The sequence below is a fragment of the Tepidiforma sp. genome (genome assembly GCF_034432735.1).
Classification (GTDB): Bacteria; Chloroflexota; Dehalococcoidia; order Tepidiformales; family Tepidiformaceae; genus Tepidiforma.
The window spans coordinates 1-12,320 of the sequence record NZ_DAOUBJ010000073.1 but is presented as its reverse complement, the minus strand read 5'-3'; the positions used below and the strand labels follow the sequence as shown (position 1 = coordinate 12,320).

The window sequence follows — 12,320 nt, the reverse complement described above, 5'->3', positions numbered from 1 at the left end:
GTTGCCGGGCCGATGCTGACGAGCCGTGCTGTGGGTGGCAGAGGGGATTCGCCGAGTGCGGCGCGGAGGAAGCGGGCGGTGGAGGCGCTGGTGAAGGTGACGGCATCGGCATCGAGGACGCGGACGATGAGGGCGGGAGGGAGGGGCTCGGGGAGGGTGTCGTAGGCATCGATGCGCTCGACGTGTGCGCCGCGGGCGCGGAGGGCGTCTTGGAGTTCGGGACCGGCGAGCGAGGAGATGGGGAGGAGGATTCGCGCTCCGGAGGCACGGGGGAGTTCGGCGGCGAGGCTCGCGGTGGTGGCACGGGTGGGGAGGAAGTCGGGGTGGATGCCGTGGACCCGGAGGGCGGCTGCGGTGGCTTCGCCGACGGCGGCGATGCGGGTGTTCCCGAAGGCGCGGGCGTCGCGTCCGGCGGCGTGGAGGGCCGCGAAGACGGCGGCGACGGCGTTTTGGCTGGTGAAGAGGATCCAGTCCCAGCGGCTGGCGGCGCGCTCGTCGGCGATGAGCCGCTCGGGGTGGAGTTCGACTCGGATGGCTGGGGCTTCGACGACGGTGGCGCCGAGGTTACGGAGGGCTTCGCCGAGGGTGGAGCTCTGGGTTCGGGATCGGGTGACGACGACGGTGCGACCGGCGAGTGGACCGGAGCGGCCGGGCGCGAGGCTTTGGGCGAGGGAGACAACGGGGCCGACGACGGTGATGAGTGGGGTGGGGAGTTGGGCGGCGAGCTCGGCGATGGAGGCGAGGGGGGCGGAAATGGTTCGTTGGTCGGGGAGGGTGCCGTTGGCGATGGCCGCTGCGGGGGTATCGGGGGCCCATCCGGCGGCGAGGAGGCGTTCGACGAGGCGGGGGAGGGCAGCGGCGCCCATGAGGATGACGAGGGTGCCGGCCGCTGCGGGGCCGGGCACGTTTGCGGGTGGTTCGCCGGTTCGTTCGGCGCCGGTGAGGACGGTGAAGCGGGTGGCGAGGCCGCGGTGGGTGACGGGGATGCCTGCGGCGGCGGGGACGGCGATGGCGGAGCTGACGCCGGGAACGATGGTGAAGGGCAGGCCGGCTTGGTGGAGGGCGAGGGCTTCTTCTCCGCCGCGTCCGAAGACGAAGGGGTCGCCGCCTTTGAGGCGGACGACGCGTCGGCCGGCGGCGGTGTGGTGGACGAGGAGGCGGTCGATCTCGGCTTGCGGCATGGTATGGCCGCCGGCGCGCTTGCCGACGGGGATGAGCTCGGCGCCGGGCCGGACGAATTGGAGCAACTCGGGCCCGATGAGGGCATCGTAGAGGACGACGTCGGCTTGCTGGAGGGCTTCGCGGCCGGCGAGGGTGAGGAGGCCCGGGTCGCCCGGGCCTGCGCCGACGAGCCACGCGTGTCCTGTGAGATTTGGCATCGAGTCCATTGTGGCACGTTGCATCGCGTTCAGCGGTGCGGATCAGGGCTGGAAGATGGTTTCGGGCGAGGTTTTGAGGCAGGTGAACATGGGGGTATCGCGTTGGGTGTAGAGGGAGGCTTCGGTGAAGCGGAGCCTGGCGACGAGGTCGACGAATTCTTGTGGGTAGTCGGAATCGAAGGCGACGACGAATTCTTGGTCGTCGATTCCGTAGCTGTAGCTGGTGTTGAGGCGGACGCCTTTGAAGGGTGCGGAGACGTGGATGTGTTCGTCCATCATGCCTTGGCGGGCGTGGGGGCTGAGGGCGTACCAGGCGCGCGTTTTGACGAAGGGGTAGACGAAGAGGAATTGGCCTTCGCCTGGCAGGAGTTCGACGCCATGGCCGGAGCCTTCGATGCGGTTGACGTACTGGGATCGTTTTTGGAGGGAGAGGAAGCTGTAGGCGGGGATGATCCAGCCGGCCATGGCGGTGGCGTCGAGTTCGCGCTGCATTTCGTTGAAGCGACGGAGGTCGTGAGCGATGCGCCAGAGCATGAAATCGGCGTCGGCGCGGAGGCCTTCGAGGGTGTAGGTGCGGAGGATGAAGTCGTCGCGATGGGACCAGCGGTGGAGGACTTCGACGTATTCGCGGTGGAGTGCGCAGCGCTCTTCGCGGGGGAGGCGGCGGAAGGCGGGGTCGAGGCGGAAGAAGGCGTAGTTGAGGAATTGTCGGCGGGCGCGGTCGGGTTCTTTGGGGTTGACGCGGCCGGATGGGTCGAGTTCGACCATGGGGCCACGGGGGCGTTGGGGCGGGGTGGCGGGGGCGTGGTCGCTGCTCATGGGGTGGCTCCTTCGGGCTCGGGGTAGCCGGCGGCGCGAAGCCGCTGGACCGTGCGGTATTCGTCGTCGGTGAGGGGTGGCGCTTCGCAGGCGGTGGCGAATTCGCGAAGGCCGGCTTCGTCGTAGATATTGGGGATGACGGAGCCGATGGTGGGCTCGCGGAGGATGAACTGGATGGCGGCTTGGCCGAGGGTGCGGCCGTCGCGGGCGAGGAAGGCGAGGGTGCTGGCGCGGCGGATTCCTTCTTCCCAGAGGGCGCGTTTCTCGGGGGTGTCGATGCGCCAACGGCGGTGGTCGCCGGGGGGGAACTCGGTAGCGCGGGTGGCGGTGCCATCGAGGAGGCCGGAGGCGTGGGGGACGCGGGCGAGGGTGCCGACGCCGTGTTGGCGGGCGACGGGGAAGATGCGTTCGCCGAGTTCCTGTTCGAGGATGTTGTAGATGATTTGGGCGGGCATGCCGCGGCGAACGGCGGCGATGCCTTCTTCGGCCTGGCGCATGTCGAAGGCGGGGCCGAGGGCGACGCCGTAGGCGCGGATGAGTCCTTCGCGGCGGGCGTCTTCGAGGGCGGCGAGGAGGTCGTCGCGTTGGATGGCGTCGAGGCGTGGGTTGTGGAGCTGGTAGTAGTCGATGACGTCGGTGCGGAGCCTTTCGAGGGAGGCTTCGAGTGAGCGGCGCATGTGCTGGGGGGACCAGTCGTGGGGGCGTTCTTGCTGGTTGGGGCGTGGCGGGACGGAGAGGTCGTAGCCGAACTTGGTGGCGATGACGATCTCCGAGCGGTGGTCGCCGAGGGCGTCGGCGAGGATGGTCTCGGCGGCGCCGTCGGCGTAGGTGTTCCCGGTATCGAAGAAGGTGATGCCGAGGTCGAAGGCGAGGCGGAGGAGCCGGATGCCTTCGGAGCGGTCGGTGATGCCCCACCAGGTGGTGCCGACGGTCCAGACGCCGAAGCCGACGGCGGAGAGGGTGAGGGGGGTGCCGTGGAGTTGCCGGTAGTGCATGGTCAGGTGTCCTCGCGCATGGTGTCGGGGTCGATGCCGTGGCTGCGACAGAAGGCTTCGTAGGCGGAGGGGAGGATTTCGGATGGTTTGATTTCGGAGCGGCCGCCCCAGAATTGGGTGGTGTAGTGGACGGGAATGCCGGCTTGGGCGAGGTGGGTGTCGATGGCGGCTTTGTGGGCGAGGAGGGTCTCTTTTTGGGTGCCGTGGGCGACGGCCATGAGGTTGACGTTGCCGAACTCGGGGCCTGCTTCGCGCCAGTAGGCGTGGGTGATGATGTGGTGGCGGCCGACTTCTGCGCCGGCCTCGAGTTCTCGGCCGGGCTCGACGGCCCAGTGGAAGAGGGCGTTGTAGCGGGTGACGCGCTCGCCGGTGGGGAGCTCTTTGACGTGTTCGAGGAAGGTGGAGAAGCGGGCGACGAGGCCGTTGGCTTGGAAGCGGGCGACGGCCTGGAGGAAGGCGGGGTAGGGGAGGCCGAGGCGGTCGCAGCGGATGCGCCAAGGCTCCTCGGTGATTTCGGAGGGCTCGAGGGGCGCTTTGAGCGCGGCAAGGGCCTGCCACTCGAATGGTTCGAGGCGAACGAGCTGGGGGTATCGGGGCCGCGCGGGTGTTTCGGCGCGGGCGCCGGGAGCGAGGCTCCTCCGGCGGACGTGTCCGACGCCGAGCGCGAAGAGGCAGCGGGCGGGCATGATGCGCCAGTCTTCGGCGCCGATGCGGGCGGCCATGGCCTGGACGTGCCGTTGGAGGGAGAAGCCCTGGGGGATTTTGAGGGTGGTCCACAGGCGGAAGGCTGCGCCGGGTAAGGCGGAATCGGTGGAGCGGATGACGACGTGGCCGGAGAAGGGGTCGTCGCGGAAGAGGGTGTCGAATGCGTCGTGGAGGAGGGCTGGGGGGACTTTCCAGGCGACGAGGGCGCCATGCGCGAGGCTGCCGGTGTCGAGGGTCTGGCGGACGCGGCGAACGACTCCGGCTTCGAGGAGCTCGCGGATGCGCTGGATGACGAGAGGTTCGGGGAGGCCGGCTCGGTGGGCGATGAGGGCGAAGGGGCGCTCGTGGAATCCGGCGATGCCGTCTTCGGAGATGGCGAGGATGGCGGCGGTTTCGGGGTGGTGGGTGCTGAGGACGGGCGGTGCGGTCATGGCTGCTCCTGGGGTTCGAAGAGGTCGACGATGGCGTGGGCGGTGGCTGGGTCGAGGGCTCGGAGGCGTTGGGAGGGTTCGTGGAGGAGGTGGGCGACGAGGCTGCGGGTGATGGTTTCGAGGACGTGGCGGGGGATTTCGGGGTGGCGGCGGGCGATTCGCTCGAGGTCGCTGCGGCGGCGGAGTTCGATGGCGCGGCGGAATCGACCGACGGGCGAGGCGGAATCTTCGGACCAATGGGCGATGACGCGCTCGATGTGGCGGTCGAGTTCGGTGAAGAGGGGGGCGCGGGCTTCGAAGGCTGCGAGTTCGCGGAGGTCGGCGAGGGTGGTGACGCGGGTGTCGGCGGGGTCGGTGCGGCGCGGGGTGGAGAGGTCGAGGATGGCGGTTGCGGGGATGGTGGAGGGTTGGAGGACGGGGGCATCGCCGCCGAGGGCGACGACGGCGAGGTCGTGGTTGGGGAGGCTGGGGAGGGCGCCGAGGTGGTGCCAGGTATCGGACCGGGCTGGCTGCCAGGGTGGGCAGGTGCGGGCGGTGAGGGTGATGCGGGGGATGCCGAGGGCGCGGCCTGTGCGGCAGATGGCGGCGGCGGTGGGCCCGGATCCGGCGACGAGGAGGGAGGCGGGGGTGGGGAGCCGCTGGAGGGCGAGGCGGAGGAGGCTCCCGGCATCGGCATCGGATGGGTATTGGCGGCGAAAGGCCCGGGCTGCGGAGATGGCGCGGTGGAGGATGGCGGCGACCTGGGGCGGGGCTTCGTCGGCGGCGCGCCGCACCTGTCCGAGGATTTCGTGTTCGCCGAGGGCGATGGAGTGGAGTCCGGCGGCGAGGGCGGCGAGGTAGCGGAAGGCGGGGAGTCCGGTCCGTTGGGCGGGGCAGGCGAGTGGGCAGGGTTCGAGTGCGATGATTTCGATGCGCTGGCAGGTGGTGACGATCGCTCCGGTGTGGGCAGCGGCTGCTCGGTTGGCGGCCTGGAAGGCGTCGGTGGAGGCGGAGGCGGTCTCCCAGGAGCAGACGACCAATTTGGCCAAATCTCTCAAATGATCGTTCATTGTGAAGATCTACGAGGTTTTCAAGTTTTGTGATCTTCGCTGCGGTGGCGCTTCGGTGCAAGGGGCAGGGGCGTATACTTTTCGGTTCGATGACGAAGGAATCGATGGACGAGGTACCGGCCGGGATCCGCTACGAGGCGGTCTCGAAGTTTTTCGCCGAGCATGTGCCGGGCGGCGATGTGCCGCTTCGGTTCGCGCTCATCAGCGGCGGGCGTTCGAATCTGACGTACCGTGTGGAGGGGGGAGGGAAGGTGTGGGTCCTGCGGCGGCCGCCCCTGGGGCATGTGCTGCCGACGGCGCACGATATGGCGCGGGAGTACCGGGTGCTGCGGGCGATGCAGCGGGCTGGCTTTCCGGCGCCGCCGCCGATCGCGCTGTGCGAGGATCCGGCGGTGAACGATTATCCGTTCTATGTGATGGAGTACCGGGAGGGGGTGATCATCGCGGACCGGGTTCCGGAGGGATATGCGGAGACGGAGGAGCGGCGGCGGGCGATCGGGCGGGCGTTGATCGAGACGTTGGTGCAGCTCCATGCGATCGATTACGAGGCGGTGGGGCTCGGTGATTTCGGGCGACCGGAGGGGTATCTGGAGCGGCAGGTTCGGCGCTGGAGCGAGCAGTGGGCGCGGTCGGAGACGCGGCCGCTGCCGGCGATCGACGAGTTGATTCGGCGCTTGCGGGCGAGCATCCCGGTTTCACCGAAGCCGACGATCGTGCACGGTGACTATCGGCTCGGGAACATGATGTTGGACCGGGAGGATCCGGGCCGGGTGGTGGCGGTGCTCGATTGGGAGATGGCGACGCTGGGTGATCCGCTGACGGATTTGGGCTACACGCTGGTGTACTGGGGGGAGGCGGATGACCCGCAGGCGTACTTTACGGCGCGGATCGCTTCGGCGGCGACGGCGCTGCCGGGTTTTCATACGCGGCGGGAGCTGATCGATTTGTACGCTCGATTGAGCGGGCGGGATGTTTCGGCCATAGAGTGGTACGAGGTGTTCGCGCAGTACAAGTTGGCGGTCATCGTGGAGGGGATTCACGCGCGCTATTTGAAGGGGGAGACGGTCGGCGAGGGGTTCGAGGGGATGGGGCAGCGGGCCGAGCTGCTGGTGGAGGAGGCGCTGGCGAAGGCTGACCGTGCGGCGGATCCGCGGCTCCGGGGGGAGATTTGATGAAAGGATTGGCGAGCTGACGGTTGCCTGCCCGCGGGGGTAGAGTTCCGCAAACGTGGCGAGGTGGGCTGCGATGGATTTTCGCTTTTCGCCGGAGGACGAGGCGTTCCGACGGGAGGTGCGGGCGTTCATCCAGGCGGAGCTGCCGAAGGTGCAGGCGGGTGAATCGTTCACGAAGAAGCTGGCGGCGAAGGGCTGGCTGACGATGTCGTGGCCGCGGGAATACGGCGGGCAGGGCGCGCCGCACATGCGTCAGCTGGTCTACAACGAAGAGATGGCGTACCACCGCGCGCCGGGGCAGACGATGGGGGCGGACCGCGTGGGGCCGACGCTCATTCTTTTCGGTACGGAGGAGCAGAAGGCCCGATTTCTGCCGGCGATCGTGCGCGACGAGGTGACGTGGTGCCAGGGCTTCAGTGAGCCGGGTTCGGGTTCGGACCTGGCTTCGCTGCAGACGCGAGCGGTGCGGGACGGGGACTGCTGGGTGATCAACGGGCAGAAGATTTGGACATCGAATGCGCAGCGGGCGGACTTCATGATTCTCCTTGCGCGGACGGACCCGGATGCTCCGAAGCATCGCGGGATTACGTACTTTTTGGTGGATATGCGGCTGCCAGGTATTACGGTGCGGCCGTTGGTGCAGATGACGGGGCAGGCGGGGTTCAACGAGGTGTTTTTCGACGATGTGCGGGTGCCGGTGGATATGGTGGTGGGCGAGGTGAACCGCGGCTGGTACGTTTCGACGGCGACGCTGGATTTCGAGCGCTCGGGTATCGGGCGGGTGATCGGCGGGCTGCGGACGTTCGAGGAGGTGGTGGGCTACGCGAAGGCGACGCCAGCGCGGGACGGCGGTGAGGGGACGCTCTATGACCGCCCGGCGATTCGGCTGGCGCTGGCGGATATCGCGCTGGGGTTCGCGGTGGGGCGGTTGCTGTCGTACCGGGTGGCGTGGATGCAGAGCAAGGGGCTGGTACCGAACTACGAGGCTTCGATGGCGAAGACGTTCGGAACGGAGCTGCACCAGCGGATGGCTCGCACGGCGTTGACGACGCTGGGGTTGCGCGGTCAGTTGCTCGGGGGCGAGTGGGCTCCGCTGGATGGGCAGGTGCCGATGGCGATTTTGCAGGCGGTGTCGCTGACGATTGCGGCCGGGACTTCGGAGATCAACCGGAATATCATCGCGACGCGGGGGCTCGGCCTGCCGCGCGGATAGGAGAGAGGGGGCAGAGCGAGGAGCGATGGACGACATCCGCGGGGTGTTCGAGGGTATCCGGGTGCTCGACTTGAGCGAGTACATTGCGGGGCCGCTGGCCGGGGAGCTTCTGGCCGACCTCGGGGCGGATGTGATCAAGGTGGAGCCACCGTTGGGGGACTTTTGGCGGCACACGGCGCCGGTGGCGCCTGGGGAGAGCCGTGGCTTCATGGGTGTGAACAAGGGGAAGCGGAGCATTTCGATCGACCTGAAGCGGGCGGAGGGCCGAGAGCTTTTCGCCCGTTTGGTGAAGACGGCCGATATCTTGCTGGCGAACTACCGTCCCGGGGTGGCGGAGCGCCTGGGGGTGGATTTTGCGACGCTTTCGGCGCTCAATCCGCGGCTGATCTATTGCCAGAACACGGCGTTCGGGAGCGCGGGGCCCTACCGGGATCGGCCGGGGTTCGACTTGGTGTCGCAGGCGATGACGGGGATCATGGCGTTCGAGGGGGCGGGTGGGCTGCCGCACCCGATCATCACGACTTCGCCGACGGACCTGGCGGCGGGGATGTTTCTGGCCTACGGGGCGGCGGCGGCGCTCTACCACCGTGAGCGAACGGGCCGCGGTCAGCTGATCGAGACGAGCCTGTTCGCTGCGGGGATTGCGGTGCAGTATCGGCCGATGTTCTCGATCGAGCGCCTGGACCGCCCCCAGCGGGAGCAGCTGCTGGGGGCGATGGAGCGGGCGCGGGCGGAGGGCCGGCGGGTGGAGGAGGCGCTGCGGGAGGTGCCGACGCGGCACGAGACGGGCCGCCGGAACAATCCGTACTACAAGGTGTACGAGACGAAGGATTCGTACATTGCGCTGGCTTGTTTGAACAATCGGCTGCGGCGCGCGGCGGTGCGGGTGCTTGGTGTGGAGGATCCGCGGGTGGAGGGCGACGAGTTCGATACGGAGGCGCTCTCGGCGGAGGAGAATCTGGTGTTGAACGAGCTGATCGCGGCGACGTTGAGCACGAGGACGACGGAGGAGTGGGTGGCGGCGTTCGATGCGGCGGGTGTGCCGTGCGGTCCGGTGCGGTACACGGCGGAGCTGTTCGATGACCCGCAGGTGGCGGCGATGGAGCTGCTGCGGGAGTTCGACCACCCGGTGGTGGGGCCGGTGGTGATGGCGAACAGTCCACTGCGGATGAGCGGTGGGGAGACGGGGACGCGGCGGCCATCGCCGGCGCTCGGCCAGCATACGCGGGAGGTGCTCGGCGAGCTGGGGTTGGATGCGAGGGAGATCGAGGCGCTCATTGCTGCGGGCGTGGTGCGGGCGTGGGAGCCGCCGGCGGGTGGGCGGCGCGATTAGCGGACGTCGAGCAGTTCGACTTCGAAGACGAGGTCGGTGTCGGGCGGGATTGGGCCCTGGCCGCGGCTGCCGTAGGCGAGCTTGGCGGGGATGTAGAGGAGGCGCTTGCCGCCGACTTTCATGGTTGCGACGCCTTCGTCCCAGCCGGCGATGACCTGGCCGACGCCGAGGACGAAGGTGAAGGGCTGGCTCCGATCGAGGGAGCTGTCGAATTTTCGGCCGTCGGTGAAGTAGCCGGTGTAGTGGACGGTGACGCGTTGACCTTGCTGGGGCGTGGCACCGCTGCCAACGACGATGTCCTGGTAGCGGAGGCCGGTGGCGGTGGTGGTGGGGCTTTGGAGGACGATGGGGCCCGAGCGCGCGGTCGGCGAGGGGGTGACAGTGCGCGCGGTAGTGGATGTAGCGGCTGGGGTGCCGCTGGGTGTGGGGGTGGCGTCGGCATCGTCGTCGCCGCAGGCTGCTGCGAGGAGGAGCGCGGCGGTTGCGACGAGGAGGATGGGGAGCTGTCGCTTCATGAGGCGAGGGTAGCGGCGGCGGCGTTTAGGGATAAGCGGGGATCGGGCTCGGGGAGGCAGAATGGGTAAAGGAGGGGGATGGCGCGAGCGAGGTCGGCTGCGACGGTTTCGGCGAGGGGGCGGGTGAGGGTGGCGATGGGGTAGGTGCGGTGGAGGCGCCGCCAGGAGGCGGTCCACGCCTCGAGCTCCCAGGCGGGGCCGAGGGCGGCCATGAGTGGGGCGGCGTGGGCAGCGACGAGCGCTGCACGGGCGTCGTTGGCCTCGGGCGGACCTTCGAAGTGGAGGCCGAGCTCGACGAGCCCGCGGGCGGGCTGGGGCTGGAGTTCGATGTGGTAGGCGGGTTCGCCCCAGGAGAGTTGGAGGATGGTCCACATGACCCGCCGGGAGGGGGTGGGCACGGTGGGGTCGAGCGCGCGCATGGTGAGCTCTTCGGTGAGGAAGAGGAACTGGCGCGCCTGGAGCGACTCGCGGGGCACGTTGCCAGTGTACCGTTCGGTTGGATGGGAGGGTGGGCGGTACGGTCGGACACGGTGGAAGGGATACGCGGCTTGGGATGGGGTTCGTAGACGAGTTGGAAACGAGGGCTTGGTATAGTCGGGACGTGGCGCCACTGCGAAAGACGAAGATTGTGGCGACGGTGGGCCCGGCTTCGTTCGACCGGGAGGTGCTCCGCGGGATGATCCGGGCGGGGATGGATGTGGCGCGGCTGAACACGAGCCACGGGACGTTGGACTGGCATCGGGAGGGGGTGCGGCTGGTTCGGGAGGCGGCGAAGATGGAGGGCCGGCCGGTCGCGGTGCTGCTGGATCTTGCGGGGCCGAAGATTCGGACGGGGGAGACGGCGGGGGGCCGCGCCCTGGAGCTGGCGACGGGGGCGACGGTGCGGGTGACGGCGGAGCCGGTGGCGGGGACGGAGGAGCGGTTCACGATCGGCTACGAGCGGCTGACGGAGGATGTTGTGCCGGGGGAGCGGATCTTGTTGGACGACGGCCGGGTCGAGCTGCGGGTGGTGGCGCGTGACGGGGCCGACCTGGTTTGCGAGGTGGTGGCGGGCGGGCAGTTGGGGCCGCGCCGGGGTGTGCATTTTCCGGAGACGGTGCTGGCCGCGCCGGCGCTGACGGACCGGGACCGGGAGGCTCTTCCGATGGCGGTTGCGGAGTGCGTGGACTATGTGGCGCTGAGCTTCGTGCAGGGCGCGGAGGACATCGCGGCGACGCGGGCGGCGATCGCGGCGCTCGGGGGCGATATCCCGGTGGTGGCGAAGATCGAGCGAAAGCGGGCGGTGGCGAACCTGGATGCGATCGTGGCGGAGGCGGACGGGGTGATGGTAGCGCGGGGTGACCTCGGGGTGGAGCTGCCGCCGGAGGAGGTGCCTGTCTGGCAGCGGCGGATCATCGCAGCGGCGGGCCGCGAGATGGTGCCGGTGATCACGGCGACGCAGATGCTGGAATCGATGGTGGACGCGCCGCGACCGACGCGCGCGGAGGCCTCGGACGTGGCCCATGCGGCTTGGGAGTTTTCGGACGCGGTGATGCTGAGCGAGGAGACGGCGGTGGGGAAGTATCCGGTGGAGTCGGTGGCGATGATGGATCGGATCCTGCGGCAGGCGGAGGCGGTGATGGGGCGGGCGCCGGAGGCCGGGGGAGATGGGGAGGAGGACGATCACTCCTTGGTGATCGCGTTGGCGGCGCGGCGGATCGTGGAATCGGACCGGAATATGCGGGGCATCGCTTGTTTCACGCGGAGCGGGTATTCGGCGCTCTTGCTGAGCAAGGTGCACCCGGAGGCGCCGATTTTCGGTGTGACGCATGCGGAGGCGGTGTATCGGCGGCTGGCGCTGGCGCGGGGGGTTGTCCCGGTGATGAGCAGGGCGGTGCTCACGACGGACGAGTTGCTGCGGGCGCTGGACGAGGCGCTGCTGGCGGGCGGATACGTGGAGGAGGGCGACGAGGTGGTGGTGGTGGCGGGGCTTCCGGTGCGCGCTCAGGGGACGACGAATTTCTTGAAGCTGCACCGGGTGGGCGACGCTGCGACTTTTCAGTGGTGAACGCGGCGTCAGGCGACGAGCGCGTCGGGGCGGGGCTGTTCGCGTCGGCGGAGGGGGCGCGCCTCTTCGAGGTCGTGGAGGACGTCGGTGGCGTAGAGTGCCTGGAGGTCGTATTGGAGGACTCGCGCGGTGACGGGGACATCGAAGATGTTGTGTCCGTCGGAGACGGCGATGGTGCCGGGGACGCGTTTGAGGTAGAGGAACGCTTGCTCGAGGGTGCATTCGACGAGCATGACGCAGAATTTGGCGCCGCCGAGGTGGGCGAGGAAGTCGGACGAGCGGGTGAGGCGTTTGAGGACTTCGGCGAGGCTGCCGAGGGCGCGTTGGGCGAAGTCGTCGCCGCGTCGGGCGCGGATGTCGTCGATGTTTTCGATGGAGAGCTGGACGAGGACGAAGGGGGTGCCGATGGCGCGGGCGCGGGGCATTTCGCGGCGGAGTTCGGCGAGGACGTAGTTGCGATTGGGGAGGTTGTGGAATTCGGAGAGGTAGGCGGCGCCCTGGAGGCGGGCGGCGACGCGGTGCCAGTGTCGTTTGCGCACGAGGCGGATGAAGAGTTCGTGAGCGACGAAGAGTGCGAAGAGGGTGGCGAGGCCGATGGTGACGACGAGGTTGGGGGTGGTGGGGCGATGGAGGTATTGGCCGGCTTGGACGGCGAGGACGAC

The 12,320-nt window shown here is 68.9% G+C and carries 12 protein-coding genes; 4 read left to right on the top strand and 8 right to left on the bottom strand.

The window, feature by feature from the left end; all coding sequences use genetic code 11:
• The 5 genes from cobA to VAE53_RS07730 all read right to left on the bottom strand — a co-directional run.
• On the bottom strand, positions 1-1,379 hold a 1,379-nt coding region (gene cobA / locus VAE53_RS07750), incomplete at its 3' end, for a uroporphyrinogen-III C-methyltransferase (protein ID WP_322818797.1).
• 42 nt (positions 1,380-1,421) lie between these two features.
• Entirely contained in the window at positions 1,422-2,198 is a 777-nt protein-coding gene (locus tag VAE53_RS07745; RefSeq protein WP_322818796.1) for a chlorite dismutase family protein, read from the bottom strand.
• On the bottom strand, positions 2,195-3,193 hold the full coding sequence (locus VAE53_RS07740) for an aldo/keto reductase (protein ID WP_322818795.1): 999 nt from the start codon (positions 3,191-3,193) through the stop codon (positions 2,195-2,197). The genes VAE53_RS07745 and VAE53_RS07740 overlap by 4 nt, the downstream gene beginning before the upstream one ends.
• Positions 3,194-3,195: 2 nt before the next feature.
• The gene (locus tag VAE53_RS07735; RefSeq protein WP_322818794.1) at positions 3,196-4,329 is read right to left on the bottom strand and encodes a hypothetical protein; all 1,134 of its coding nucleotides are present in this window, start codon (positions 4,327-4,329) and stop codon (positions 3,196-3,198) included.
• A complete protein-coding gene (locus VAE53_RS07730) occupies positions 4,326-5,357 on the bottom strand; it encodes a hypothetical protein (RefSeq protein WP_322818793.1) in 1,032 nt (343 codons plus the stop codon). The genes VAE53_RS07735 and VAE53_RS07730 overlap by 4 nt, the downstream gene beginning before the upstream one ends.
• Before the next feature lie 110 nt (positions 5,358-5,467).
• Here VAE53_RS07730 and VAE53_RS07725 point away from each other — a divergent pair, with 110 nt between their 5' ends.
• From VAE53_RS07725 to VAE53_RS07715, 3 genes are all read left to right on the top strand, one after another.
• Entirely contained in the window at positions 5,468-6,550 is a 1,083-nt protein-coding gene (locus tag VAE53_RS07725; RefSeq protein ID WP_322818792.1) for a phosphotransferase family protein, read from the top strand.
• Positions 6,551-6,623: 73 nt separating this feature from the next.
• Positions 6,624-7,763 carry an acyl-CoA dehydrogenase family protein gene (locus VAE53_RS07720; RefSeq protein WP_322818791.1) on the top strand — a complete coding sequence of 380 codons (1,140 nt, stop codon included), beginning with the start codon at positions 6,624-6,626 and terminating at the stop codon, positions 7,761-7,763.
• Between the two features lie 25 nt (positions 7,764-7,788).
• The gene (locus VAE53_RS07715) at positions 7,789-9,096 is read left to right on the top strand and encodes a CoA transferase (protein ID WP_322818790.1); all 1,308 of its coding nucleotides are present in this window, start codon (positions 7,789-7,791) and stop codon (positions 9,094-9,096) included.
• On the opposite strand, the gene VAE53_RS07710 is transcribed toward VAE53_RS07715, so the two are convergent.
• Positions 9,093-9,611: an FKBP-type peptidyl-prolyl cis-trans isomerase gene (locus VAE53_RS07710; protein ID WP_322818789.1), complete on the bottom strand. Its 519-nt coding sequence runs from the start codon at positions 9,609-9,611 to the stop codon at positions 9,093-9,095. The genes VAE53_RS07715 and VAE53_RS07710 overlap by 4 nt on opposite strands.
• Positions 9,608-10,087, bottom strand: coding sequence for a hypothetical protein (locus VAE53_RS07705; protein WP_322818788.1), 480 nt, complete (start codon positions 10,085-10,087; stop codon positions 9,608-9,610). The genes VAE53_RS07710 and VAE53_RS07705 overlap by 4 nt, the downstream gene beginning before the upstream one ends.
• A gap of 125 nt (positions 10,088-10,212) precedes the next feature.
• Between VAE53_RS07705 and pyk the strand changes: the two genes are divergently transcribed.
• A complete protein-coding gene (gene pyk / locus VAE53_RS07700; RefSeq protein WP_322818787.1) occupies positions 10,213-11,658 on the top strand; it encodes a pyruvate kinase in 1,446 nt (481 codons plus the stop codon).
• Between the two features lie 8 nt (positions 11,659-11,666).
• Here the strand turns inward: pyk and VAE53_RS07695 are convergent.
• On the bottom strand, positions 11,667-12,320 hold a 654-nt coding region (locus VAE53_RS07695; protein ID WP_322818786.1), incomplete at its 5' end, for a diguanylate cyclase.